Annotated in this window: 24 protein-coding genes and 1 pseudogene; 21 read left to right on the top strand and 4 right to left on the bottom strand. The window is 70.8% G+C overall.

The genetic code is table 11. The features are described from left to right. Window positions 1-179 precede the first annotated feature (179 nt). Both IE172_RS24185 and IE172_RS24190 read left to right on the top strand, forming a co-directional pair. A complete protein-coding gene (locus IE172_RS24185) occupies window positions 180-1,787 on the top strand; it encodes an ABC transporter substrate-binding protein (protein ID WP_190099415.1) in 1,608 nt (535 codons plus the stop codon). Between the two features lie 61 nt (window positions 1,788-1,848). Further along, window positions 1,849-3,435: an ABC transporter substrate-binding protein gene (locus IE172_RS24190; protein ID WP_190099416.1), complete on the top strand. Its 1,587-nt coding sequence runs from the start codon at window positions 1,849-1,851 to the stop codon at window positions 3,433-3,435. A 76-nt stretch (window positions 3,436-3,511) separates the two neighbouring features. Here IE172_RS24190 and IE172_RS24195 read toward each other — a convergent pair whose 3' ends face one another. Both IE172_RS24195 and IE172_RS24200 read right to left on the bottom strand, forming a co-directional pair. Next, window positions 3,512-4,183 (bottom strand): response regulator, encoded by a 672-nt coding sequence (locus tag IE172_RS24195; protein ID WP_190099417.1) that lies wholly within the window; start codon window positions 4,181-4,183, stop codon window positions 3,512-3,514. A 14-nt stretch (window positions 4,184-4,197) separates the two neighbouring features. After that, window positions 4,198-5,152: pseudogene (locus IE172_RS24200) on the bottom strand (RecB family exonuclease). A 177-nt stretch (window positions 5,153-5,329) separates the two neighbouring features. Here IE172_RS24200 and IE172_RS24205 point away from each other — a divergent pair. The 3 genes from IE172_RS24205 to IE172_RS24215 all read left to right on the top strand — a co-directional run bounded on the left by IE172_RS24205 (window position 5,330) and on the right by IE172_RS24215 (window position 8,760). Next, on the top strand, window positions 5,330-6,952 hold the full coding sequence (locus IE172_RS24205) for a site-2 protease family protein (RefSeq protein WP_190099419.1): 1,623 nt from the start codon (window positions 5,330-5,332) through the stop codon (window positions 6,950-6,952). Between the two features lie 98 nt (window positions 6,953-7,050). After that, on the top strand, window positions 7,051-7,953 hold the full coding sequence (locus tag IE172_RS24210; RefSeq protein ID WP_190099420.1) for a tRNA (adenine-N1)-methyltransferase: 903 nt from the start codon (window positions 7,051-7,053) through the stop codon (window positions 7,951-7,953). 231 nt (window positions 7,954-8,184) lie between these two features. Next, window positions 8,185-8,760 carry a hypothetical protein gene (locus IE172_RS24215; protein ID WP_190099421.1) on the top strand — a complete coding sequence of 192 codons (576 nt, stop codon included), beginning with the start codon at window positions 8,185-8,187 and terminating at the stop codon, window positions 8,758-8,760. Window positions 8,761-8,851: 91 nt separating this feature from the next. On the opposite strand, the gene IE172_RS24220 is transcribed toward IE172_RS24215, so the two are convergent. Next, window positions 8,852-9,157, bottom strand: coding sequence for a ferredoxin (locus IE172_RS24220; RefSeq protein ID WP_190099422.1), 306 nt, complete (start codon window positions 9,155-9,157; stop codon window positions 8,852-8,854). A gap of 245 nt (window positions 9,158-9,402) precedes the next feature. Between IE172_RS24220 and arc the strand changes: the two genes are divergently transcribed. The 6 genes from arc to prcA all read left to right on the top strand — a co-directional run bounded on the left by arc (window position 9,403) and on the right by prcA (window position 15,394). Continuing rightward, window positions 9,403-11,169: a proteasome ATPase gene (arc, locus tag IE172_RS24225; protein WP_190099423.1), complete on the top strand. Its 1,767-nt coding sequence runs from the start codon at window positions 9,403-9,405 to the stop codon at window positions 11,167-11,169. Window positions 11,170-11,401: 232 nt separating this feature from the next. After that, entirely contained in the window at window positions 11,402-12,913 is a 1,512-nt protein-coding gene (dop, locus tag IE172_RS24230) for a depupylase/deamidase Dop (RefSeq protein WP_355931249.1), read from the top strand. Window positions 12,914-13,091: 178 nt separating this feature from the next. After that, the gene (locus IE172_RS24235) at window positions 13,092-13,310 is read left to right on the top strand and encodes a ubiquitin-like protein Pup (protein WP_190099424.1); all 219 of its coding nucleotides are present in this window, start codon (window positions 13,092-13,094) and stop codon (window positions 13,308-13,310) included. Window positions 13,311-13,582: 272 nt separating this feature from the next. Beyond that, window positions 13,583-13,729, top strand: a complete 147-nt coding sequence (locus tag IE172_RS34710; protein ID WP_229886317.1) for an endonuclease domain-containing protein — start codon at window positions 13,583-13,585, stop codon at window positions 13,727-13,729. Further along, window positions 13,710-14,555: a proteasome subunit beta gene (prcB, locus tag IE172_RS24245; RefSeq protein ID WP_190099425.1), complete on the top strand. Its 846-nt coding sequence runs from the start codon at window positions 13,710-13,712 to the stop codon at window positions 14,553-14,555. Before IE172_RS34710 ends, prcB begins: the two co-directional genes overlap by 20 nt. A gap of 59 nt (window positions 14,556-14,614) precedes the next feature. After that, window positions 14,615-15,394 (top strand): proteasome subunit alpha, encoded by a 780-nt coding sequence (gene prcA / locus IE172_RS24250; RefSeq protein WP_190099426.1) that lies wholly within the window; start codon window positions 14,615-14,617, stop codon window positions 15,392-15,394. Between the two features lie 570 nt (window positions 15,395-15,964). On the opposite strand, the gene IE172_RS24255 is transcribed toward prcA, so the two are convergent. After that, entirely contained in the window at window positions 15,965-16,984 is a 1,020-nt protein-coding gene (locus tag IE172_RS24255) for a LacI family DNA-binding transcriptional regulator (RefSeq protein WP_190099427.1), read from the bottom strand. Between the two features lie 93 nt (window positions 16,985-17,077). Between IE172_RS24255 and IE172_RS24260 the strand changes: the two genes are divergently transcribed. The 10 genes from IE172_RS24260 (at window position 17,078) to tatC (ending at window position 25,648) form a co-directional block, all read left to right on the top strand. After that, complete coding sequence (locus tag IE172_RS24260; RefSeq protein ID WP_190099428.1) at window positions 17,078-18,337, top strand: MFS transporter; 1,260 nt, start codon at window positions 17,078-17,080, stop codon at window positions 18,335-18,337. Window positions 18,338-18,346: 9 nt separating this feature from the next. Further along, complete coding sequence (gene pafA, locus IE172_RS24265) at window positions 18,347-19,708, top strand: Pup--protein ligase (protein WP_189560433.1); 1,362 nt, start codon at window positions 18,347-18,349, stop codon at window positions 19,706-19,708. A 151-nt stretch (window positions 19,709-19,859) separates the two neighbouring features. After that, on the top strand, window positions 19,860-20,861 hold the full coding sequence (locus IE172_RS24270) for an FKBP-type peptidyl-prolyl cis-trans isomerase (protein WP_190099429.1): 1,002 nt from the start codon (window positions 19,860-19,862) through the stop codon (window positions 20,859-20,861). A gap of 61 nt (window positions 20,862-20,922) precedes the next feature. Next, a complete protein-coding gene (locus IE172_RS24275) occupies window positions 20,923-21,294 on the top strand; it encodes an FKBP-type peptidyl-prolyl cis-trans isomerase (RefSeq protein WP_030835713.1) in 372 nt (123 codons plus the stop codon). A 123-nt stretch (window positions 21,295-21,417) separates the two neighbouring features. Continuing rightward, window positions 21,418-22,371, top strand: coding sequence for a helix-turn-helix transcriptional regulator (locus IE172_RS24280; RefSeq protein WP_190099430.1), 954 nt, complete (start codon window positions 21,418-21,420; stop codon window positions 22,369-22,371). 18 nt (window positions 22,372-22,389) lie between these two features. Further along, the gene (locus IE172_RS24285) at window positions 22,390-23,385 is read left to right on the top strand and encodes a helix-turn-helix transcriptional regulator (protein WP_190099431.1); all 996 of its coding nucleotides are present in this window, start codon (window positions 22,390-22,392) and stop codon (window positions 23,383-23,385) included. A gap of 88 nt (window positions 23,386-23,473) precedes the next feature. Further along, window positions 23,474-23,734: a hypothetical protein gene (locus IE172_RS24290; protein WP_190099432.1), complete on the top strand. Its 261-nt coding sequence runs from the start codon at window positions 23,474-23,476 to the stop codon at window positions 23,732-23,734. 9 nt (window positions 23,735-23,743) lie between these two features. After that, window positions 23,744-23,938 carry a hypothetical protein gene (locus IE172_RS24295; protein ID WP_189560428.1) on the top strand — a complete coding sequence of 65 codons (195 nt, stop codon included), beginning with the start codon at window positions 23,744-23,746 and terminating at the stop codon, window positions 23,936-23,938. Window positions 23,939-24,371: 433 nt separating this feature from the next. Next, a complete protein-coding gene (gene tatA / locus IE172_RS24300) occupies window positions 24,372-24,656 on the top strand; it encodes a Sec-independent protein translocase subunit TatA (protein WP_190099433.1) in 285 nt (94 codons plus the stop codon). 47 nt (window positions 24,657-24,703) lie between these two features. Beyond that, a complete protein-coding gene (tatC, locus tag IE172_RS24305) occupies window positions 24,704-25,648 on the top strand; it encodes a twin-arginine translocase subunit TatC (RefSeq protein WP_190099434.1) in 945 nt (314 codons plus the stop codon).

The following is a 25,648-nucleotide window of genomic DNA, read 5'->3' on the forward strand; positions in this document are numbered from 1 at the left end:
CTCCGATCCGTTCACACCCGGTTCCACTGCGTGATGGACCACCAACTCCGGCTGGCGCGAGCCCTTCTGCGGGCGCGGACTAATGTCGTCGCGAGAACCTCGCCCTCATCCCCGTGATCCGCCGCGCCAACCCCTGCGTGCCGGATACACGGAGTCGACAGTCCTGGAGAAATTCGAGCATGAACCGCAAGACTTTGGTGCTGGCGGCCGCGATGGGCCTGCTCGCCCCGGTGCTGGCCGCTTGCGGCGACACCGACGGCGGGAGCGGTGGCGGCGATGCGATCGTCGTGGGCACCACGGACCGGTTCGCGGCGTCCGAGGAGGACGGCAACGCTCCCCTCGACCCGGCCATGGCCTACGACGTCGGCACCTGGAACATCCTGCGGCAGACCGTGCAGACCCTCATGGTCCAGCCCCGTGGCGACGGCGAGCCCGTGCCCGACGCCGCCGAGTCGTGCGGATTCACCGACGCGGGCAACGAGCGGTACAGCTGCAAGCTGCGCGACGGCCTGAAGTTCTCCAACGGCGACTCGGTCACCGCGGCCGATGTGAAGTACTCCATCGACCGTGCCCTCGCCATCAAGCACGACAGCGGTGTGTTCGCGCTGCTGTCCACCATCGACACCGTGGAGACGCAGGGCGACCAAGAGGTGATCTTCCACCTCAAGGCGGCCGACGCCACCTTCCCGTACAAGCTGTCCACGCCCGTCGCGGGCATCGTCAACCCGGACGACTACGAGAAGAACAAGCTGCGCGAGGGCTTCGAGGTCAGCGGTTCCGGTCCGTACACCCTCGACGCCGAGGTCGAGGACAACGAGATCGTCCGGGCCACCTTCACCAAGAACTCGTCCTACAAGGGCGCGCTGAAGGTGAACAACGACAAGGTCGACCTGGTCTCCTACGAGAACTCCGAGGCCATGGGGGACGCGCTCGACAAGGGCGACATCCAGGTCATGACCCGCAGCATGTCGCCGGATCAGATCCAGAAGCTCGCCGCCGGCAACAACAGCGCCATCGAACTGGTCGAGTCGCCGGGTCTGGAGATCCGCTACCTGGCCTTCAACACCAAGGCCGAGACCGTCGAGGACAGGGCCGTCCGCCAGGCCATGGCCCAGGTCATCGACCGCGGCTCGCTGGTCGGCAACGTGTACGGCACCCAGGCCGAGCCCCTGTTCTCGCTGGTCCCCGCCGGCGTCACCGGCCACAACAACGCGTTCTTCAACAAGTACGGCGACCCGAACGTGGCCAAGGCCCGCGAACTGCTCGAGGACGCCGGCGTGACCACCCCGGTGAAGCTGACGCTGCACTACACCACCGACCACTACGGGCCCGCGACCAAGGGCGAGTTCGAGCAGCTGAGCAAGCAGCTCAACGACAGCGGACTGTTCGCGACCGACATCCAGGGTGTCCCCTGGAAGGAGTTCAGCCCCGGCGGGCGCAAGGGCAAGTACGACGTCTACGGCATGGGCTGGTTCCCCGACTACCCGGACGCCGACGCCTTCATCTCGCCCTTCCTCGACGCGGACAACTTCCTCAACTCGCCCTACGCCAACTCCGACATCCGCAAGGACCTGATCCCGGAGTCGCGACGCCAGGCCGACCGGCTGACCGCCGCCAACACCTTCACGAAGATCCAGAACATCGTCGCCGACGATGTCCCGGTGCTCCCGCTGTGGCAGGGCAAGCAGTACATCGCCACCCGCGACGGCATCACCGGCACCGCCTACGCCCTCAACTCGTCCTCGACTCTCCAGCTGTGGGAGCTCGGACGCGGCGCGAGCGACTGACGGACCGCACAACGCCCGGGCCGCCGACACGGCCCGGGCGGAAGAACGACAAGGCACACACGTGAATCTGCGCAACCAGTGGCCGGTCCTGCCCATCGTGGCGGGGCTGGCCTCCGGCCTTTTGACCGGCTGTGGCACCGAGAGCGGCGGCGGAGCGCCCGGCGGGTCCGGCGTCGTGGTGGGGATGTCCGACGACGTCCTGGCCACCGACCCCGCCTCCGGCTACGACCCCGGCTCCTGGCTGCTGTTCAACAACGTCTTCCAGTCGCTGCTCAGTTTTCCCAAGGGGGCCACCGAGCCGCAGCCGGACGCCGCGGAGAGCTGCGGCTTCTCGGACACCGCGACCAGGACCTACACCTGCACCCTGCGGGACGGCCTCGCCTTCAGCAACGGTGAGCCGCTCACCTCGAAGGACGTGAAGTTCTCCTTCGACCGCATGCTGAAGATCAACGACGCCGACGGCCCCGCGGTCATGTTCCCCACACTGGAAGAGGTCCGCACCCCCGACGACAGGACGGTCGTCTTCCGGCTCAACACGGCCGACGCCACCTTCCCCAGCAAGATCGCCTCCGGAGCCGGCTCCATCGTCGACCACCGCTCCTACGACGCCGAAGGGCTGCGCGAGGACGGCAAGGCGGTCGGCTCCGGCCCGTACAAGCTGGACTCCTACGAGAACGACCGGGCCGTGTTCTCCGTCAACGAGCACTACAAGGGCACCGCCTCCCCCCGGAACTCCGGCGTGACGCTGGAGTTCTTCCACGGCGACCAGAACGCCCTGAAGAAGGCCCTGCGCGACGCCGAGGTGGACGTCGCCTACCGCGGCCTCACCGCCGAGGCCCTCACCGACATCGAGAAGGCCGACCGCGGCGGCTCCGGCGGCATCCAGGTCGTCGAGGGCAGCAGTGCCGAGGTCCAGCACCTGGTCTTCAACATGGACGACCCGGTCGCAGGAAAGCTCGGCGTGCGCAAGGCCATCGCCCACCTGCTCGACCGTGAGGCGCTCATCCACGACGTCTACGAGGGCACCGCCACCCCGCTGTACTCGATCGTCCCGGCCGGTGTCGCCGGCCACAACACGGCCTTCTTCGACACCTACGGCGCCCGTCCCTCGAAGGCCAGGGCCGCCGAGGCGCTGGCGGAGGAGGGCGTCAGCGGCAAGGTGAAGCTGACCCTGTGGTCCACCCCGTCCCGCTACGGCCCGGCCACCGACCAGGAACTGAAGACGATCGCGGGGCAGCTCAACGCCAGCGGGCTCTTCGACGCCGACGTCAAGTCCGTCCCCTTCGCCCAGTACGAGAAGGACATCGCGGCCGGCAAGTACGGCGTCTACGTCAAGGGCTGGGTGCCCGACTACCCCGACGCCGACAACTTCACCGGGCCCTTCTTCGGCGAGGGCAACGTGCTGGACAACAACTACGACAACCCCACGATCACCGAGTCGCTCCTGCCGCGCACGGCCGCCCAGAGCGACCGCGGCGCCACCGACGAGGAGTTCGGGCGGATCCAGGACATCGTCGCCGAGGACGTCCCCGTCCTCCCCGTCTGGCAGGCCAAGCAGTACGCGGTCGTCCAGGACGGCGTGTACGGCCTGGAGTACTGCCTCGACGCCTCGACCGTGTTCAGGTTCTGGGAACTGGCCAAGAGCTGACGCCGCACCGGTACGCCGAGGGCGCCCTCCCCGCTCCGGGAAGGGCGCCCTCGCCGTGCTGTCGCCGACCGTCGCGCTACTGTGCGCCCGGGCGCACCAGCCCGCTCTCGTAGGCGTACACCGCCGCCTGCACCCGGTCGCGCAGGCCCAGCTTGGTCAGCACGTGCCCGACGTGCGTCTTGACCGTGGTCTCGCTGACGAACAGGTCGGCGGCGATCTCCGCGTTGGACAGCCCGCGCGACACCAGCTTCAGCACCTCGACCTCACGGTCCGTCAGCGTGTGCAGCGTGTCCGGCACGGGCTCGTCACCGGACGGCAGGTGCGTCGCGTACTTGTCCAGCAGCCGGCGCGTGATGCTCGGCGCGAGCATCGCCTCCCCGGCGGCCACCACACGGATCGCCTGCACCAGCTCGTTGGCCGGGGCGTCCTTCAGCAGGAAGCCGCTGGCGCCCGCCTTCAGCGCCTCCACCACGTACTCGTCGAGATCGAACGTCGTCAGTACCAGCACCTTCGCCGGCCCGTCCCGCTCGGGCCCGGTGATCTGCCGGGTCGCCTCCACCCCGTCCATCCGCGGCATGCGGATGTCCATCAGCACCACGTCGGGCTGCAGCGCCCGCACCTGGTCCAGGGCCTGGAGGCCGTCTCCGGCCTCGCCGACGACCGCGAGGTCCTGCTCGGCCTCCAGAATCATCCGGAACCCGGTGCGCAGCAGGGGCTGGTCGTCGACCAGTAGGACGCGGATGGCCACGTAAGTCTCCTTCGCTAGTCCGGTCCCATTCTGCCCTGATGGCCCCCGCCCGACTCAGCCGCCCTGGACGGGAGGGACCGGCAGGGGATACGGCGGGGGAGTGCCGCCGAACTCCGGGCAGTGCGCCCGGTGGTCGCACCAGCCGCACAGCTTCGTCGGCCGCGGACGCCAGTCGCCCGTCTCGGTCGCCAGCCGGATCGCGTCCCACAGCGCGAGCAGCTTGCGCTCCACCCGCTCCAGATCGGCGCGCACCGGGTCGTACGTCAGCACGTCACCGCTGCCCAGGTACACGAGCTGGAGCCGGCGCGGGATCACCTGCTTCAGCCGCCACACCACCAGCGCGTAGAACTTCATCTGGAACAGCGCGCCCTCCGCGTACTCCGGGCGGGGCGCCTTGCCCGTCTTGTAGTCGACGATGCGCACCTCCCCGGTGGGCGCCACGTCCACCCGGTCGATGATGCCGCGCAGCCGCAGCCCCGACTCCAGCTCCGCCTCCACGAACAGTTCCCGCTCGGCGGGCTCCAGCCGGCTCGGGTCCTCCAGCGCGAACCAGCGCTCGACCAGCGACTCCGCCTCCGCCAGCCAGCGCGCGAGCCGCTCGCCCTCCGCGTCGTCGGCGAACAGCTCCACGACCTCCGGGCGCGTCTCGCGCAGCCGGTCCCACTGGCCCGGCACCAGTGCCTTCGCCCGCGGCACGGTGCGCTCGGCCGCCGGGGCGTCGAAGAGCCGCTCCAGCACCGCGTGCACCAGCGTGCCCCTGGTCGCCGCCTCACTGGGCTTCTCCGGCAGCCGGTCGATCACCCGGAACCGGTACAGCAGCGGGCACTGCATGAAGTCGCTCGCACGCGAGGGGGACAGCGAGGCGGGCGGGGACGCGGACGGACCGCCCGTCACGGCCGTGTCCGCCGCGGCCCCCGCCGCGGCCGCGCTGCTGTCGGGCCGCGCCGTGCCCTCGGTGCTCGTCTCCATGACCACAGACCTTACGGCCCGCCACCGACAGCGTGACGTGACGGAAGGGAGGGAAGGGGAAGGAGGGGGGCAGGGACGAGGGTGCCGGGGCGGAACGGGCGGCGATCGCCGCATACCATCGACAGGAGACCTCCCGTCCGGCAGGCGCGGGAAGACGCAGCGAACGAGGGGACACCGGTGGACGCAAGCGGCGGGCGCGGGCAGCCGCGCCCGGGCAACGACGAGTCGGCCGACCGCACGGGGCCCGAGGCACCGGCAGCCGACGACACCCTCCACCCCTCCGGCGACCGCCCCGCGGACCCCGCCGGCGACCGCCCGCTCGGGCCCTCGCCGTCCCCCGCCGAGCCCGGCGACGCCCCGGCGGACCCCGGCGGCGAGCGCGGGCGGGGCCCCGCCGGCACCCCCGCGCCCGACGGGGACCCGGAGGACGCCCGACCCGGCCCCCGGACCCCGCCCGCCGGACCCGGGGCGCACGAGGACCGTCCGGCGGCCGGAGCGGAGCGCCCCGACGCGCCCGCCGACGGCAGGACCGCCGACGTGCCGCGCACCGGCGACCGTCACGGCGGCCCCGCCGCGCAGAAGCACGCCGACCGGCCGTTCGCCCACTCCGGCGACGGCAAGGGGAGCCCCCCGCGGCGGCCCGAGGAGCGGCAGCGCGGCGGACTGCTCATGGGACGGCCGTTCGGCGTCCCGGTGTACGTGGCACCCAGCTGGTTCCTCGTCGCCATCCTCATCACCTGGGTGTTCGGCGGACAGATCGACCGCGTGCTGCCCGGGCTCGGCGCCGCCAGCTACCTGGTCTCCCTGTTCTTCGCGGTCGCCTTCTACGCCTCCGTGCTGGTCCACGAGCTCGCCCACACCCTCGCCGCCCTCCGTTTCAAGCTGCCGGTGCGCCGCATCCAGCTCCAGTTCTTCGGCGGCGTGTCCGAGATCGAGAAGGAGGCCGAGACACCCGGCCGGGAGTTCGTGCTGGCCTTCGTCGGCCCGCTGCTCTCGCTCGTGCTGTCGGGCGTCTTCTACCTCGCCCTGCTGGCCGTGGAACCGAGCAGTGTCCCCGGCGTCCTGCTGGCCGGCCTGATGATCTCCAACCTCATCGTCGCCGTCTTCAACCTGCTGCCCGGTCTCCCGCTCGACGGAGGCCGCATGCTGCGCGCCGTCGTCTGGGCGATCACCGGCAAACCGATGACCGGCACCGTCGCCGCCGCCTGGGTCGGCCGGGCCCTCGCCGTCTGCGTGCTGATCGGCCTTCCGCTGCTCACCCAGTCGGGGGCGCTCGGCTCCGACGCCGTCGACAACGTCGGCATGGACACCGTGCTGGACGCCCTGCTCGCCGCCATCCTCGCCGCGATCATCTGGACCGGCGCCGGCAACAGCCTGCGCATGGCCCGCCTGCGCGAACACCTCCCCGAGCTGCGCGCCCGCAACCTCACCCGCCGCGCCGTGCCCGTCGAGAGCGACACCCCCCTCTCCGAGGCCCTGCGCCGCGCCAACGCCGCCGGGGCCCGCGCCCTGGTCGTCGTCGACCCCGACGGCGTGCCCGTCTCCCTGGTCCGCGAGGCCGCCATCGTGGGCGTACCGGAGCACCGCCGCCCCTGGGTCGCGGTCAACGGACTCGCCCAGGACCTCACCGACGGCATGCGCGTTTCCGCCGAGCTCGCCGGGGAGGACCTGCTGGACGCCCTGCGCGCGGCCCCGGCCACCGAGTACCTCGTGGTGGAGGAGACCGGCGAGATCTACGGCGTCCTGTCCGCGGCCGACGTGGAGCGGGCCTTCGTCAAGGCGATGGCCCGGCCCAGCTGAAGCGCCCGCCCGGCCGCGAAGGTCCCGTACCCGAGCGCGCACGGTCCGCCACCTGCCGCCGGTCCGAGCCGGCCGCGGGGAACCGGTAGGGTGGTCACATGTCCGAACCGACCGGTGCCGCCCGCAGGCGCGGGCCCTTCAAGGTCGGGGACCAGGTTCAGCTGACCGACCCCAAGGGCCGCCACTACACGTTCACGCTCGAGGCCGGGAAGAACTTCCACACCCACAAGGGTTCTTTCCCCCACGACGAACTGATCGGTGCTCCCGAGGGCAGCGTCGTCCGTACCACCGGGAACGTCGCCTACCTCGCGCTGCGCCCCCTGCTCCCCGACTACGTCCTGTCCATGCCCCGCGGGGCCGCTGTCGTCTACCCGAAGGACGCGGGGCAGATCCTCGCCTTCGCCGACATCTTCCCCGGCGCGCGCGTCGTCGAGGCCGGCGTGGGCTCCGGCTCGCTCAGCAGCTTCCTGCTGCGCGCCATCGGCGACCAGGGCATGCTGCACTCCTACGAGCGCCGCGAGGACTTCGCCGACATCGCCCGGCAGAACGTCGAGCGCTACTTCGGCGGCCCGCACCCCGCCTGGCAGCTCACCGTGGGCGACCTCCAGGACAACCTGTCCGACGCCGACGTCGACCGCGTCATCCTCGACATGCTCGCCCCCTGGGAGTGCCTGGACGCCGTCTCCAAGGCGCTCGTGCCCGGCGGCATCCTGTGCTGCTACGTCGCCACCACCACCCAGCTCGCCCGGACCGTGGAGTCCATCCGGGAGATCGGCTGCTTCAACGAGCCGACCGCCTGGGAGTCGATGATCCGCAACTGGCACATCGAGGGCCTCGCCGTCCGCCCGGACCACCGGATGATCGGCCACACCGGTTTCCTGCTCACCGCCCGCCGCCTCGCCGACGGCGTCGAGCCGCCCATGCGCCGCCGCCGTCCCGCCAAGGGTGCCTACGGCGAGGACTACGCCGGCCCCAACGCCGACGGAGGCACCGCCCGCTGACCCGGCCCGCCGGCCCCGCAACACACCAGCGCCGTGGCGCAGTTCCCGGACCCGTCCGGGAACTGCGCCACGGCGCTTTCACGTTGACAGGGTGACGCGACGGCGGGGACGCGACCCACCCCGGTTCCCCCGCACCGGGACCGCACACACCCCGCCGTTCCCTCCGTACTGTGACGTGTGGCACGATGCTGGCCATTCCCACCGGCACAGCCCTCACAGGAGACACTCCTAGTGCAGCCTTCCGCCGTCCCGGAGCTCGCCCACACGCACGCCCGCCCGATCCACTGGGTCGCCACCGCCACGGCCCTCGCCGGAGTCGTGGCCCTGTCCTCGGTCCTGGGCCCCGGCGCCGCGACCGCGGCCCCGCCCCCCGGGCCGCAGACCAGGAGCGCCCCGGCGCAGGCAGCCCCGCCGGACCCGGCCGCGGTCGAGTTCCCCCTGGACTGCGGGCCCGTGCGGTCGGTGGTCAGGAAGAAGGCATCCGGCGACCTCGACGGAGACGGACACCCGGAGACGGTGGCCGTGGTGCGCTGCGACGCCCCGATGGGCACCCCGCCCGACGGCGTCTACGTCGTCACCCGGGCCGCCGGGGCGGGACCGCGCGTGGTCGCCACCCTCGTCGACCCCGAGGACCGCACCAACGTCGACGACTTCGCCGTACGGGACGGAGAGGTCCGTGCCGCGCTGCTCGGCTACTCGTCCGCCGACGTGCCCAGTTGCTGCCCCGATGTGCGCGAGAGCGTGAAGTGGCGGTGGCAGGACGGCGCGTTCGTGCGGTCCGCGCCCTCGGGCGCCAAGAGCGTGTGACCCGCGCGCGGGCGTGCGGCGGCGCGGCGCGCCCGCCGGCGTGAAGGACGTGTGAGGAGGCGGACGGCCATGACGGGCCGTGCCGCGGCCATCACCCGGCGTCCGGCCCGTACACCTCGGCCCTGTCCGAAACCCGCCGCACATGGATGCACTCGCCCGGGCACTCCTTCGCGGAGTCGATCACGTCGGTGAGGAGCGGCAGCGGTACGGGCGTTGTCGCGCCCTTGTCCTGCAACAGCTCGTCCTGCGGGCTCTTCACGTAGGCCAGGCCGTCGATGTCCAGCTCGAACACCTCGGGCGCGTACTGGGCGCAGATGCCGTCGCCGGTACACAGATCCTGGTCGATCCAGACCTCCAGGGCCTCCCCGACGACTTCGGCCTCCTGCTGCACGCTCATCTCTCCTGCCGTTTCCAGCGTCGAACCGAACGGGAATCCGGCCAGCTCTGACGGGTGTTGAACACTTCGACCCTACCTTCGCCTGGGTTCCAATCATCTTCGGTGGGTATTCCCCTGGCGTGAGGGAGAGCGCAAGGGTGAAGATCGGACACACCCCGACCGTCTTTGTGATCTAGGGGTTTCAATCGACACCCGCCCAGGTAGGGTCTGGAAGCGTCCAGCTCCCCTTGGAGGAGGTGAGGACCGTGGCAGCCCACGACGACGACATGAACCGCGGCATCCGCCCGGGACGCGGGTCCGACGACCCGGCCGGGCAGATCGCCTACCTTGAGCAGGAGATCGCCGTCCTGCGACGTAAGCTCGCCGACTCTCCGCGACACACGAGGATTCTCGAAGAGCGGATCGTCGAGCTGCAGACCAACCTGGCCGGCGTGTCCGCCCAGAACGAACGACTCGCGGGCACGCTCCGTGAGGCCCGCGACCAGATCGTGGCCCTCAAGGAGGAGGTCGACCGGCTCGCACAGCCCCCGGCCGGTTTCGGCGTGTTCCTCACGGCGAACGAGGACGGCACGGCCGACATCTTCACCGGCGGCCGCAAGCTGCGGGTGAACGTCAGTCCCAGCGTCGAGCTCGAGGAGCTCCGGCGCGGCCAGGAAGTGATGCTCAACGAAGCGCTCAACGTGGTCGAGGCGATGACCTACGAGCGCGTCGGCGACATCGTCACCCTCAAGGAGATCCTCGAGGACGGCGAGCGGGCCCTGGTGGTCGGGCACACCGACGAGGAGCGGGTGGTGCGGCTCGCCGAGCCGCTGCTGGACGTCACCATCCGCCCCGGCGACGCCCTGCTCCTGGAGCCCCGCTCGGGCTACGTCTACGAGGTCGTCCCCAAGAGCGAGGTCGAGGAGCTCGTCCTCGAGGAAGTCCCCGACATCGGTTACGAGCAGATCGGCGGCCTCGGCGGCCAGATCGAGGCCATCCGCGACGCGGTCGAGCTGCCGTACCTCTACCCCGACCTGTTCAAGGAGCACGAACTGCGGCCGCCCAAGGGTGTGCTGCTGTACGGGCCCCCGGGATGCGGCAAGACGCTCATCGCCAAGGCCGTCGCCAACTCGCTGGCCAAGAAGGTCGCCGAGGTCACCGGCCAGGCCGCCGGCAAGAGCTTCTTCCTCAACATCAAGGGCCCCGAGCTGCTGAACAAGTACGTCGGCGAGACCGAGCGGCAGATCCGCCTGGTCTTCCAGCGGGCCCGTGAGAAGGCCAGCGAGGGCACCCCCGTCATCGTCTTCTTCGACGAGATGGAGTCCCTCTTCCGCACCCGTGGCTCCGGTGTCAGCTCGGACGTGGAGAACACCATCGTCCCGCAGCTGCTCGCCGAGATCGACGGTGTGGAGGGCCTGCAGAACGTGGTCGTGATCGGTGCCTCCAACCGCGAGGACATGATCGACCCCGCCATCCTGCGGCCCGGCCGGCTGGACGTGAAGATCAAGATCGAGCGTCCGGACGCCGAGGCGGCCAAGGACATCTTCGGCAAGTACCTCACGGAACGCCTCCCGCTGCACGGTGACGACCTCACCGAGCACGGCGGCGACAAGTCCATGACGGTCCAGAGCATGATCCAGACCGCAGTGGAACAGATGTACGCCGAATCCGAGGAGAACCGCTTCCTGGAAGTCACCTACGCCAACGGCGACAAGGAAGTCCTCTACTTCAAGGACTTCAATTCCGGCGCCATGATCGAGAACATCGTGGGCCGCGCCAAGAAGATGGCGATCAAGGACTTCCTGGAAAAGGAACAGAAGGGCCTCCGCGTCTCCCACCTGCTCCAGGCATGTGTGGACGAGTTCAAGGAGAACGAGGACCTGCCCAACACCACCAACCCGGACGACTGGGCCCGCATCTCCGGAAAGAAGGGCGAGCGGATCGTGTACATCCGTACCCTCATCACCGGAAAGCAGGGCGCGGACACCGGACGCTCCATCGACACCGTGGCGAACACGGGACAGTACCTGTAAAAGCCAGGGCGGCTGCGGGTGCCCTCTGCGGGTACCCGCAGCCGACTGTTTTCCCGGGCCACTCCGGAGCACAGCAATTGACGCAAATGATCTCCCCACCAGGGCGAAGGCGTTCTAGGCTCGTCCGTACCGCCGAGTCGCGCAGTGCGGGGACGGGCACCGCACACGCACCGGAGCGCCAGCGGTACAGCAGCGCCCCCGACCGGGGACGCCGCCGGGCAAGGAGGGCCGCATGACCGTACGGCGAGTAATGGGCATCGAGACGGAGTACGGGATCTCCGTGCCCGGTCACCCCAACGCCAATGCCATGCTCACCTCGTCCCAGATCGTGAACGCCTACGCGGCGGCGATGCACCGGGCCCGCCGGGCCCGCTGGGACTTCGAGGAGGAGAATCCGCTGCGGGACGCGCGAGGCTTCGACCTCGCCCGTGAGGCCGCCGACTCCAGCCAGCTCACCGACGAGGACATCGGCCTGGCCAACGTCATCCTGACCAACGGCGCGCGGCTCTACGTGGACCACGCCCATCCGGAGTACAGCGCCCCCGAGGTCACCAACCCGCGCGACGCGGTGCTCTGGGACAAGGCCGGCGAGCGGATCATGGCCGAGGCCGCCGAGCGGGCCGCGCAGCTCCCCGGCGCCCAGCCGATCCACCTCTACAAGAACAACACCGACAACAAGGGCGCCTCCTACGGCACGCACGAGAACTACCTGATGAAGCGGGAGACCCCCTTCTCGGACATCGTGCGCCACCTGACGCCGTTCTTCGTCTCCCGGCAGGTCTTCACCGGCGCCGGCCGTGTGGGCATCGGCCAGGACGGCCACGAGCACGGCTTCCAGCTCAGTCAGCGGGCCGACTACTTCGAGGTCGAGGTGGGCCTCGAGACCACGCTGAAGCGCCCGATCATCAACACCCGGGACGAGCCGCACGCCGACGCGGAGAAGTACCGGCGGCTGCACGTGATCATCGGCGACGCGAACCTGTCGGAGATCTCGACCTATCTGAAACTGGGGACCACGGCCCTGGTCCTGTCCATGATCGAGGACGGGTTCATCGCGGTGGACCTGGCGGTGGACCAGCCGGTGCGGACCCTGCACCAGGTGTCGCACGACCCGTCCCTGAAGCGGCTCGTCACGCTGCGCAGCGGGCGGACGCTGACCGCCGTGCAGCTTCAGATGGAGTACTTCGAGCTGGCCCGCAAGTACGTCGAGGAGCGGTTCGGGTCGGATGCCGACGAGCAGACCAGGGACGTCCTGGTGCGCTGGGAGGACACCCTCACCCGGCTGGAGAACGATCCGATGAGCCTGGCCGGCGAGCTGGACTGGGTGGCCAAGCGGGAACTCATGGAGGGCTACCGGCGCAGGGACGGCCTGGACTGGGACGCGGCCCGGCTCCACCTGGTGGACCTCCAGTACGCCGACGTCCGCCCCGACAAGGGCCTCTACAACCGTCTGGTGGCCCGCGGGAGGATGAAGCGGCTGCTGGACGAGGGAGAGGTCGAGCGGGCCCGCACGGCCCCTCCGGAGGACACCCGCGCGTACTTCCGCGGGCGGTGCCTGGAGCAGTACGCGGACGACGTCGCGGCGGCCTCCTGGGACTCGGTGATCTTCGATCTGCCGGGCCGGGACTCGCTCCAGCGGGTCCCAACCCTGGAACCGCTTCGCGGAACGCGTAATCACGTCAAGGAGCTCCTGGACCGTTGCCGTACGGCAGAAGACCTGGTCAGGGTGTTGTCGGGCCACTGAGCGGGTGCCGAGGACACCCGGGAGGACCCGGCCGGACGGGGTGGAAAGCGCCCGGTCCGGGAATCATCGAGGTGGTCCCCGTACGTTGGAGCAACTGCGGGGGCATTGTCGGACCCGGCTTGTAGGGTCTGATCTTGACCGAGCAAGTGTGTCGGGCGAACCGAGCGGGGTGAGGGTGATGGCGACCAAGGACACCGGCGGCGGACAGCAGAAGGCCACCCGGTCCACGGAGGAGGTCGAGGAGCAGGCGGCGGAGACGCAGGCTTCGGAGGACCTCAAGGAGCGTCAGGAACAGCTGAGCGAGGACGTGGACGACGTCCTCGACGAGATCGACGACGTCCTGGAGGCGAACGCCGAGGACTTCGTGCGCTCTTTCGTGCAAAAGGGCGGCGAGTAGCGGCGAGTAGCCTTCGAATCGAAGGTTGGGGGGCTTCGGAGTTGGCGTCGAGAGAGGATCTGAAGCGCTGCGCGCGGTGCGGCGAGGACAAGCCGCGCGCAGCCTTCGCCCGCCGGCGGTCGCGCCTGGACGGACCGCGGCCGCACTGCCGGGACCGCGCGTCGCGCGGTCTCCGGGCGTGTCAGCGGGCCTTGGGGCGGAGAGTACGCCCCGCGGGGGAGGCGCCCGAGGGGCGCCGGCTCCCGGTATGTCCGGCGGCGTCCGCCGCACATGTGGATCACCGTCATGAGACGGGTAGTGTCCGTGACGTACTGTGCTCCAGCCGCGACGCGGCGCCGGGGCAGTTCAAGGATCGGCCCGATGCCATAGGCGGGCTGCCGCATACGTGGAAGGAATCGCGTGGAAGCCAACACTCGTAGCACCGGGCGTCTACCGGCAGCCTTCCTGACGCCAGGCTCTTCCTCCTTCATGGACTTCCTCTCCGAGCACCAGCCGGACATGCTGCCGGGGAAGAGGTCGCTGCCGCCCGTGCAGGGTGTGATCGAGGCGCCGCACGGCACGACGATCGTCGCCGTCACCTTCCCCGGGGGGGTCGTGCTCGCCGGTGACCGGCGGGCCACCATGGGGAACGTCATCGCGCAGCGGGACATCGAGAAGGTGTTCCCCGCCGACGAGTACTCGGCGGTCGGTATCGCCGGCACGGCGGGGCTGGCCGTGGAGATGGTGAAGCTGTTCCAGCTGGAGCTGGAGCACTTCGAGAAGGTCGAGGGAGCGCAGCTGTCGCTGGAGGGCAAGGCGAACCGGCTGTCGACGATGATCCGCTCGAACCTCGGCATGGCCATGCAGGGACTGGCCGTGGTTCCGCTGTTCGCGGGGTACGACGTGGACCGGGAGAAGGGGCGGATCTTCTCCTACGACGTCACCGGCGGACGGTCCGAGGAGCAGGGGTACGCCGCCACCGGATCCGGTTCGGTGTTCGCGCGCGGCGCGATGAAGAAGCTGTTCCGGGGCGACCTGAGTGAGGCCGAAGCCACCACACTGGTGGTACAGGCCCTGTACGACGCGGCAGACGACGACTCGGCGACCGGCGGTCCCGATGTCGCCCGCCGGATCTATCCGATCATCACCGTGATCACCGACGACGGCTTCCGCAGGCTCACCGAGGACGAGGCGTCCGACATCGCCCGGTCCGTGCTGGAGCGGCGGCTGCAGCAGCCGGACGGGCCGCGGGCCTCGCTGCTGTAGCGGGTGGCTCGCTTGTTCAGGGTGGTCCAGTGACTTCGAACGAAAGGGACGGATAACCGGTGTCGACGCCGTTCTATGTCTCACCTCAGCAGGCGATGGCCGACCGGGCGGAGTACGCCCGCAAAGGCATCGCCCGTGGTCGCAGCCTGGTTGTGCTGCAGTACGCCGACGGCATCGTGTTCGTCGGCGAGAACCCGTCCCGCGCGCTGCACAAGTTCAGCGAGATCTACGACCGGATCGGGTTCGCCGCGGCCGGTAAGTACAACGAGTACGAGAACCTGCGGATCGGGGGCGTGCGCTACGCCGACCTGCGGGGATACACCTACGACCGGGACGACGTGACCGCCCGGGGCCTGGCGAACGTGTACGCCCAGACACTGGGGACGATCTTCTCGAGCGTGGGGGAGAAGCCGTACGAGGTGGAGCTGGTGGTGGCCGAGGTCGGAGAGACCCCGGAACAGGACCAGATCTACCGGCTGCCGCACGACGGGTCCATCGTGGACGAGCACGGCTCGGTGGCGGTGGGCGGCAACGCGGAGCAGATCAGCGGGTACCTGGACCAGCGGCACCGGGACGGGATGACGCTGGCGGAGGCCCTGAGGCTGGCGGTGCAGTCGCTGTCGCGGGACACCAACGGCAGTGAGCGGGAGATCCCGGCGGAGCGGCTCGAGGTGGCGGTGCTGGACCGTACGCGGCCGCAGCAGCGGAAGTTCAAGCGGATCGGCGGCCGGCAGCTGGCGCGGCTGCTGGAAGCCGGCGGCGCGGAGACGGCGGCGGAGGCGGAGGCGGAGACCGAGGCGGAGACCGAGGCCACCGACTCCGGGGGGGACGTGGAGTAGTTCCGGTTCGGGTCGTAGCCCTGCGGGTTGCCCGGGGCGCGGCGCGATGGGTGGTCTGCGGCGCGGTGGGTGGATGCCTGCGGCGCCGCTTTCCGTTGGGTGGGGGCGGGCGTAGCGCCTGCGGTGGGTGGGTGGTGCGGGGCCGGGTCGGGGGTGTCCGTCCTCGGACTGGCGCGAAAGTGTCGCCTGACAGGCGCAAGGGTGCGGACGCGCCAGCCGCTGCGGGCGGCCACCCCCGCCCCGTCCCCTCCCCGCCGCCGGCGACTACGTCCACACCCGCCGTCCCTTGTCCGCGGGCAGTCGGCCTTCCACCGCTCGCCGTGCGCGATCAGCCCTGGCTCCGCCCCCCCCGGCCCGCGCGCTGTCGTGCCTTGGCCTCATCCGCTCTTCGCGGGTAGTAGTGCCGCTGGGGCGGTGGGGGAGGGTGGGCGCGACGGCACCCCGTTGGCCGCCGGGCTGCGCGAACGCCCTCGGCCCGCACCCACGCAGGGCGCCCGCCCTGCTGTACAGCCACCCTGGCGCCGCACCGCCGGCAGGCGTCCCGCAGGGAGTGCGGGCTGCTCAGCGCACCTACACCGACGCGCCCCGCACCGGTGCGGTGGAGCCGCGTACCACCAGGTCGACGGGGATGTCGTCGGCCAGGGGCGCGCGGCCCTCCAGGACCGCCAGCAGCGCCCCCATGCCCCGCTCCCCGAACAGCTCCGCGTCCAGCCGGACAGTCGTCAGCTCCGGGTCGATCGCCGTCGCCACCGCCAGATCGTCCACCCCCGTGACCGACAGGTCGTCCGGCACCCGCACCCCCAGCCGCCGCGCCGCCTTGTACACCCCCGCCGCCAGCTGGTCGTCGTCGCAGACCACCGCCGTCGGCCGGTCGCGGAACGCCAGCGCGGCCTCCGCCGCGGCCACCGCGCCCTTGATCGAGATCGCTGAACGCGCCGTACGCAACGACGTGCCCGGGACCTCCCGCAACCGCGCCGACAGCTCCCGCGCGCGCACCTCGAAGGTCCAGGACGGCACGTCCGCCGCCAGATGCAGGAAGTGGCGGTGGCCGAGGCCGAGCAGGTGGTCCGTGACCTGGCGGACACCTCCGGCGATGTCCAGGTTGACCGTGGCCGCGCCCACGCTGCCCTCCGGATCGCTGTCCAGCATCACCAGCGGCAGCTGGTCGCCGCGGATCGCCGTCAGGGCCTCCGCGGCCATCGAGGAGGCGATCACGCCGTCCAGGGCCGCCTGGGCGGAGGCGAAGGGGTCACGGGCGGGGCCGATGCCCTCGGGGGAGGGGTACAGGACCACGCCGAAACCGTGCTGGGAGGCGACCCGGGCGGCCCCGGTGTAGACGCCCGCGAAGAACTCCGTGGTGAGCGCGGGCACCACCAGCAGGACCGTACGGGTGCGGCCCAGCCGGAGATTGCGGGCGGCCAGGTTCGGCCGGTAGCCCAGCGTGCGCGCGGCCTCGCGCACGCGTTCCGCCGTCGCTTCCGAGACCCGGCCGCGCCACTTGTCGCCGAGGACCAGGGAGACCGCGGCCTGGGAGACGCCGGCGGCCCGCGCGACGTCCCGGCTCGTGGGGCGGGTACCGGCTCGGGGCATGGTCGGGCCGCTCCTTCGTCTGGACTGGTGAACAGCCGACATGGTACGTATGGACACCGAGGTTATACGTAAAACGTCCAGTGGGAGGGGCGCATGGCCACGGGATACCTGGAGCTGCTCCGGGCACGGCACGCCGCCCGGCTGCTCGTCGGCACGCTCGTGGGGCGGCTTCCGAACGCCACCGCACCCGTCGCGATCGTGCTGTTCGTGCGCGCGGAGGGCGGCACCTACAGCACGGCCGGCGCCCTGGCGGCGGTGTACGGCGTCGCCAACGCCGTCGGGCAGCCGGTGCTGGGGAGACTGGTGGACCTGCGGGGGCAGCCGCGGGTGCAGCTGCCCGCCGCCGTGCTCTCGGCGCTCGCGATGGCCCTGTTCGCCTTCGCGGGGATCGGGCAGCCGGCCCCGGCCTACGCCGCGGTCGCCGCGGCGGGGCTCTTCACGCCGCCCCTGGAGGGCGGGCTGCGGGCGCTGTGGTCCTCCGTGCTGCCCAAGGAGGACCACGTCCACCGGGCGTACGCCATGGACGCCGTGGCCCAGGAGGTGATGTTCACCGTCGGGCCGCTGCTCGTGACCCTGTGCGCCTCGCTGTGGTCCGCCGGGGCCGCGCTGCTGGTGCTGAACGCCCTCGGGGTACTGGGCGCCCTCTCCGTCGTCGTGTCACCGCCCTCGCGTGCCTGGCGGTCGGCGCCGCGCGAGGCGCACTGGCTGGGCGCGCTGCGCTCGCCCGGCCTGCTCGCGCTGCTCGGCGCGTTCCTGGCCGTGGGCATGGCGCTCGGTTCCATCACCGTGGCCGCCATGACGTACGCGGACGCGCACGGCGGCGACCGGGTGTACGGCTGGCTGATGGCGGGGATCGGCCTGGGAGCCCTGATCGGCGGCGTGGCCTACGGGGCGCGGCAGTGGGCCGGTGAGCCCGCCCGGCGGCTGCGGGTGATCGTGGCCCTCCTCGCGGTGTGTTACCTGCCGCTGATGCTGATGCCGGACGCGGTGGCCATGACCGTGCTCGCCGTGGTCGCCGGGCTCTTCCTGGCGCCGGCCATCGCCTGTGCGTTCGTGCTGGTGGACCGGCACGCCCCGCGCGGGACCGTCACCGAGGCGTTCTCCTGGCTGGTGACCACCTTCACCGTCGGCGCGTCGCTCGGAACGGGCCTGACCGGTCCGGTCGTCGAGGCGGGCGGCGCGCTGTGGGGATTCGCCGTGCCGGGTGTCGCGGGCGGCGTGTCGCTGCTGGTTTTGGTCGCCACAGGACGGGTATTGGCAGCTCCCGCCGGGAGAGCGGTAGTTGCGGCCCGTTCGGAAAATGATCCAAATCGTGCTGTCGAACCTCGTTTCAGCTCGGGGGATCGGGCGTAATGTTCCCTCATGGACCGCCGCATTTTCGGGCTGGAGAACGAGTACGGCGTCACGTGCACGTTCAGGGGACAGCGCCGCCTGTCGCCTGACGAGGTGGCGCGGTACCTCTTCCGCCGTGTCGTGTCATGGGGCCGAAGCAGCAACGTCTTCCTGCGGAACGGCGCCCGCCTCTATCTCGACGTGGGGTCACATCCGGAATACGCGACGCCGGAGTGTGACAACGTGACCGAACTGGTCACCCACGACAAGGCCGGCGAGCGCATTCTCGAAGGACTCCTGGTGGACGCCGAACGACGCCTGCACGAGGAAGGAATCGCGGGCGACGTCTACCTCTTCAAGAACAACACCGATTCCGCCGGCAACTCCTACGGCTGTCACGAGAATTACCTGGTGGCCCGGCACGGGGAGTTCTCGCGGCTCGCGGACATCCTCATCCCCTTCCTGGTGACCAGGCAGTTGCTGTGCGGCGCGGGCAAGGTGCTGCAGACACCGCGCGGCGCCGTGTACTGCGTCAGCCAGCGGGCCGAGCACATCTGGGAGGGCGTCTCCTCGGCGACGACGCGCTCCCGGCCGATCATCAACACGCGCGACGAGCCGCACGCGGACGCCGAGCGCTACCGCCGGCTGCACGTCATCGTCGGCGACTCGAACATGTCCGAGACGACCATGCTGCTCAAGGTCGGCGCCACCGACCTGGTGCTGCGCATGATCGAGGCGGGCACGGTCATGCGTGACCTCACCCTGGAGAACCCGATCCGGGCGATCCGCGAGGTCAGCCACGACATCACCGGGCGCCGCAAGGTGCGCCTGGCCAGCGGCCGGGAGGCCTCCGCGCTGGAGGTGCAGCGCGAGTACTACGAGAAGGCGGTGGACTTCGTCGAGCGCCGCGGCATCCGCACCGGCACCGTGGAGCAGGTGCTGGAACTGTGGGGCCGGACGCTGGACTCCATCGAGTCCGAGGACCTCGACCGCATCGGCACCGAGATCGACTGGGTCATGAAGTACAAGCTCCTGGAGCGGTACCGGGCCAAGCACAACATGACCATGTCGCACCCGCGGGTCGCGCAGATAGACCTCGCCTACCACGACATCCACCGACGTCGCGGTCTGTACTACCTGCTGGAGAAGAAGGGACAAGCCGCCCGGATCTGCAACGATTTGAAGATCTTCGAGGGGAAGTCCGTACCGCCGCAGACCACTCGGGCCCGGCTGCGGGGCGACTTCATCCGGCGCGCCCAGGAACAGCGCCGCGACTTCACCGTGGACTGGGTGCACCTGAAGCTCAACGACCAGGCACAGCGCACCGTGTTGTGCAAGGACCCGTTCCGTTCGGTGGACGAGCGGGTGGAGAAGCTGATCGCCGGAATGTGAGCAAAGGGCGTTCTCCGGGGGGATCCGAGAGGATCGCAAAATTCCCGGAACGTCACACGGGCGCCGTACGTTACACCGTGCGGCGCCCTTCTCACGCCGTAGAGTTGCGCGGACGCCAACCACCTAGATCGATGATTACGAGGCCCCCACCGTGCGCCGACGCTCACTCCTCATTGCCGTTCCCGCTGGACTGGCCACCCTCGCCGCGTGCGGCGACGACAAGTCCGACGCGGGCAATGCCGGCGACAGCGCGTCGCCCTCGGCCCCCGAGACGTCCGCGGCGCCGCCGCCGAAGATCGTCGACGGTCCGCTGCCGGCGATCACGGCGGGTACGAAGTTCGGTGAGAAGCCGACGGTCGCCAAGGGCAGCGGCGACCCCTCCAAGGACCTCGCGGTCAAGACGGTCATCGCGGGCGGCGGCAAGACGATCGCCGAGAACGACTTCGTCGTCGCCGACTACCTCGGCCAGGTGTGGAGCACCGCCAAGGTGTTCGACAACTCGTACGACCGGGGGACCCCGCTGGCCATCCAGCTCGCCCAGGGAAGCATCATCGACGGCTGGCGCTACGCGCTCACCGGCAAGAAGACCGGCAGCCGCGTCGAGATGGCCGTCCCGCCCACCTGGGGCTACGGCGAGCAGGGCAACGAGCAGGCGGGCATCAAGGGCACCGACACGCTGGTGTTCGTGGTCGACGTCAAGGAGACGTTCAACGCCAAGAGCTCCGCCCAGGGCAGCGAGGTGGCGCAGGACAACAAGGACCTGCCCAAGGTCGGCACCAACACCGACGGCAAGGCGCCCTCCATCGAGGTGCCCGACACGGACCCGCCGGCGAAGCTCGTCTCCAGCTACGTCCTGGAGGGCGACGGCGAGGAGGTCGGCGCCGACAACAGCGTCCTCGTGCAGTACAAGGGCGTCCTGTGGGACGGCGGCGAGGAGTTCGACTCCACGTACGCCCGGGGACAGCTGACGTCGTTCTCGCTCCAGCAGGTCGTCAAGGGCTGGGCGCAGGGGCTCACCGGGAAGAAGGTCGGCAGCCGGGTCCTCATCGTCATCCCGCCGGACCTGGGCTACGGCGACAATCCGCCGCAGGGCAGCCCCATCAAGAAGGACTCCACGCTGGTCTTCTCGGTCGACATCCTCGCGAAGCTGTGACGCCCCGGGGATGTAAGACTGTGCGTGTTCGCCTTTCCGCAGACAAGCAGGAGCCTTAGACGTGAGCATCGACAAGCCCGAGATCGACTTCCCGGGCGGCGAGCCCCCGGCGGACCTCGAGATCAAGGACATCTGGGAGGGCGACGGCGAGGTGGCGCAGGCCGGCCAGACCGTCACCGTGCACTACGTCGGCGTGGCCTTCAGCACGGGCGAGGAGTTCGACGCCAGCTGGAACCGCGGCACCCCCTTCCGCTTCCCGCTGGGCGGCGGCCGGGTCATCAAGGGCTGGGACCAGGGCGTGCAGGGCATGAAGGTCGGTGGCCGTCGCCAGCTGACCATCCCCGCCCACCTCGCCTACGGCAACCAGAGCCCCACCCCGGCGATCAAGCCCGGTGAGACCCTGATCTTCGTGGTCGACCTGCTCGGCGTCTGATCCGACCGGAGTCGATCGTCCAGGGCCCATGCCTGTCCGGGCATGGGCCCTCGGCTTTTACCCCGCCACCGCGGGGCGGTACGGTCATCGCTCGTAAGCACCAAAGGGAGGCGAAGCGCGTCGATGGCCATTGCCAAGGCCGAGCGGCTGATGAACCTGGCGCTGTGTCTGCTCGGGACCCGGCGGCCCCTCAGCAAGCGTGAGCTGCGCGAGTCCATCGAGGCCTATCTGGAGGCCGGGTCCGACGACTCCTTCAACCGCATGTTCGAGCGCGACAAGGACGACCTGCGCGAACTCGGACTGGTCATCGAGACCGTCGAGAACCTCGACGGCGAGACCGGCTACCTGGCCCGACGCGACAGCAACCGGCTCCCGCCCATCACCCTCGACGCCGAGGAGGCCGCCGCCCTCGGGCTCGCGGCCAAGGTGTGGCAGCAGGCCCGGCTCGCCGGAGCGGCCAGCGGGGCCCTGCAGAAGCTGCGCGCGGCCGGCCTCCCCGAGGACGTGGACCCCTACGGCGCCCACGGCGCGCTGGAGCCGCGCATCCCCGTGCACGAGGCCGCGTTCGAGCCGCTGATGCTGGCCTGCCGCGACCGCCGCCCGGTCGTCTTCGACTACCGCAAGGCCAACGCCGCCCAGCCCGGGCAGCGTCATGTCGAACCGTGGGCGCTGGAGTGCTGGCGCGGCCACTGGTACCTGGCCGGCTGGGACCGCGACCGGGGTGCCGAGCGGGTCTTCCGGCTCTCCAGGATCACCGGCAAGGTGCGCTCGCGCGGCGGCCGCTTCACCGTCCCGGTGCCGGACGTCGTCACCGTGCGCGAGACCGTGGCGAGCTGGGCCGGCGAGACCGCCGACCGCTCGGCCCGCATCCGGCTGCGCTCCGACGCCGGCTACCCCCTTCGGGCGAAGGCCACGACGGTGCGGGAACTCGGCGACGGCTGGGACGAGTTGGAGATTCCGTACGGGCACGGGCTGGACGCCTGGCTGGTGGAGTTCGGCCCCGACGTGGTGGTCCTGGAGCCCGCCGAGCTGCGGGCCGACGTGGTGGACCGGCTGCGCGCCGTGGCCAAGGGCTGAGGGGGAGCGGACAAGAACGTGGCAGGCAAACCGGTCAGGCCCGTGAACGCCATCGACCAGACCCGGCGGATGCTGTCCCTGGTGACGTATCTGCGCGAGCGCCCCGGCGCCCGGATCGAGGACGTGGCGCGCGCGTTCGGCATCACCGAGGACGAGCTGGTCTCCGACCTCGACGTGCTGCCCATGTGCGGCACCAGCTTCCGCGGCGGCGACCTGCTCGACATCGACACCGACGGCGAGCGCATCTGGTGGCACAACCCGGCCGCCCTCGGCGCGGAGGCCGCCGAGCCGCTGCGGCTCGCCGCCGACGAGGCGACCGCCCTGCTGGTCGCCGCCCGCGCGGTGGCCACGCTGCCCGGGCTGCGCGAGAGCGACCGGCAGGCACTGCTCCGCGCCACCGCCAAGGTCGAGACGGCGGCCGGTGAGGCGGCGGGCGCCAGCTCCCGGCTGTCGGTGACCTTCGAGTCCGAGGGCGGTGTCTTCGCGGACGTCGACCGGGCCATCGCCGAGCGCCGCCGACTGTGGATCCGCTACTACTCGCCCGCGCGCGACGAGGTCACCGAGCGGGAGATCGACCCCATCCGCCTGGTCAGCGTGGGCCACACCTACGTCGAGGCGTGGTGCCGCCGTTCCGAGGCCCGCCGCACGTTCCGGCTGGACCGGGTCGCCGAGATCAGGATCCTGGACGAGCCGTCCGCGCCGCCCGAGGTCGAACTGCGCGACCTGTCGGAAGGGCTGGTGCAGCCCGCGGCCGAGGACCCGGAGGTGGTGGTCGAGGTCGCCCCGGGAGGTCGCTGGGTCGCCGAGTACTACCCGCACGACAGCGCCGATGAGCTTCCCGACGGCGGGTTGCGTATCACCCTGCGCACACCCGATCCCGCCTCGCTCAGACGGCTGGCGCTGCGGCTCGGCCGCGACGGCCGCATCGTGGAGCCCTCCGGGCTGGCGGAGAGCGCCCGGCAGGCGGCACGCGAGGCGCTGGCGGCGTACGACGGGGCCGGGGCGGCCGGATGAGCGGCCCGCGGCCGGCGGTGCGGGACGGGCAGGACGACAGTCAGGAGCGAGGACGTTGAGCGAGTCGGCGACCCCTGGGACGCGGGGCATGACGGCGGCGTCCGCGTTCGCCGGGATGAGGAGCGTGGCCCCGGTGATGTTCCGCGCGGGCTGCCCCGACTGCCGGGAGCGTTTCGAACTCGCCGCGAGCGCCCTGCGGCTGGCCATCGGGGCGAGCAGCCGCACCACCTTCTACTCGTTCACCTGCCCGCGCTGCGGGGTCGCCGTGCGCAAGCCGGCGGGTGAGCGGATCGTGGAGCTGCTGACCGGGGGCGGGGTGCGGACGCTGCGGCTGCACTCGACCGTCTAGGCTCGCCTCATGTTCTGGCCGATGTTCGCGATCGCTGTGGGGTTCCTGGGGCTGGTGGTGCTCGGGGTGCTCGCCGTCCGGGTGTTCGTCGAGGCGGAGCGGCTGGGCAGACAGGTCGCGGACTCGGCTCGTCGGATCAGCAGGGCGGCGGAGGAACTGGAGCGGGCGGCGGACGGAGCGGCACGGTCCGCCGAGGCGCTGTGAGCGGTCCGGCGCCCGGCGCAGGCGTGTGACCTGCGACCCGCTGCCCGGCGGGTGCCCCGATCGGCCGGTCGGCCGACGGGACTCGCCGAGGCATCGTCGCCCCCGCACCCCCCCCGCTACCGGCCTCGCGTGAGGGTGCGCCCTCATGAACCGGAGCGTCCGCCGACCCGCCCGCAGAAGGGCGGCCGGGGGGCGGCCACGGGGAGGACGTGGCGTCCTCCGGGGCCGCCGCGGCCTGTCGAGCCACGGGGCGCGGCAGGTACGCTGCTGAGCGCGGACCGGAGAACGAGGCCCGGACCGCGGACCGGAGTACGCACGGGGATTGCCCCGCGTTCACCCCTGAGCGTTACGATCGCTGTCAGCACGATCGTTCGGACGCCTGTCCGGCCGGTCGGTCAGCACCCCCGCAGCCTCGGTGAGAAGGTAAAGACTTATGTTCGGTGGCAAGATCGGCGCTCCCGAGATCATTCTCATCCTCGTCGTCGTCATCCTGTTGTTCGGCGCGAAGAAGCTGCCGGACATGGCGCGGTCGCTCGGCAAGTCGGCCCGCATCCTCAAGAGCGAGGCCAAGGCGATGAAGGAGGACAAGTCCTCCGCCCCCGCCGACCCGCCGGCCCCCGGCGAGGAGCCCTCGGCGCAGCGCACCATCCAGGCCGCCCCTGGCGACGTGACCAGCTCCCGCCCGGTGGCGGAGCCGACGGACACGACCAAGCGCTGACGCAGGGCCGGTGACCACCGGCCCGCCGCACGAGATGGGAACGTGGGTTGCTCAAGTCTGCCCGCAAGCAGGAGAAGGACCCGGAGGGGCGGATGCCCCTCGCGGAGCACCTTCGTGAGCTCCGCAACCGGCTCGCGAAGGCCCTGCTGGCCATCGTCCTGGTGACGGTCGTCGCAGCCTTCTTCTACAACGACATCATCAACTTCTTCACCGACCCGGTGCTCAAGTCCGTCGGGTGCGGCCAGTCCTTCGAGGAACTGTCCCGCTCGACGCGGGACGAGACGCAGCCGTGCGCGATGATCACGATCAACGGCCTGCTCACCCCGTTCACGCTGGCCCTGAAGGTCTCCCTGATGGCCGGCATCGTGTTCGCCGCGCCGGTCTGGCTGTACCAGCTGTGGGCCTTCGTCGCCCCCGGCCTGCACCGGCACGAGAAGAAGTACGCCTACGCGTTCGTCGCCACCGGCTTCCCGCTCTTCCTCGGCGGCGCCTACTTCGCCTACCGGGTGCTGCCGACCACGGCCAAGGTGCTCATCGACTTCACGCCCGGCAACGTCGACAACCTGCTGCCGCTGGACGACCTGCTCGACCTCGTCACCCGCATGGTGGTCGTCTTCGGTCTCTCCTTCGAGCTGCCGCTGCTGCTGATCATGCTCAACCTCACCGGGGCGCTGAGCGGCAAGCGGATGCTCGGCTGGTGGCGCGCCATGATCATGGGCATCACGCTGTTCGCGGCCATCGCCACGCCGTCCACCGACCCGCTGACGATGATCGCGCTCGCCGGACCCATCTGGCTCCTGTACTTCGCGGCGGTCGGCTTCGCCCTGCTCAACGACCGCCGCAAGCGCCGCATCGAGGCCCTGGGCCCGGCCGACGACGAGGCGTCCGAGCTGGACCTGACGCCCGAGTCCATCGACCCGGTGGAACCCGTGGCCGCGCTCCCCGAGCAGACGACCAAGGACCGGGTCAACGGTTATGACGACGTGACCTGA

The sequence above is a fragment of the Streptomyces griseoflavus genome (genome assembly GCF_014649995.1).
Classification (GTDB): domain Bacteria; phylum Actinomycetota; class Actinomycetes; order Streptomycetales; family Streptomycetaceae; genus Streptomyces; species Streptomyces griseoflavus.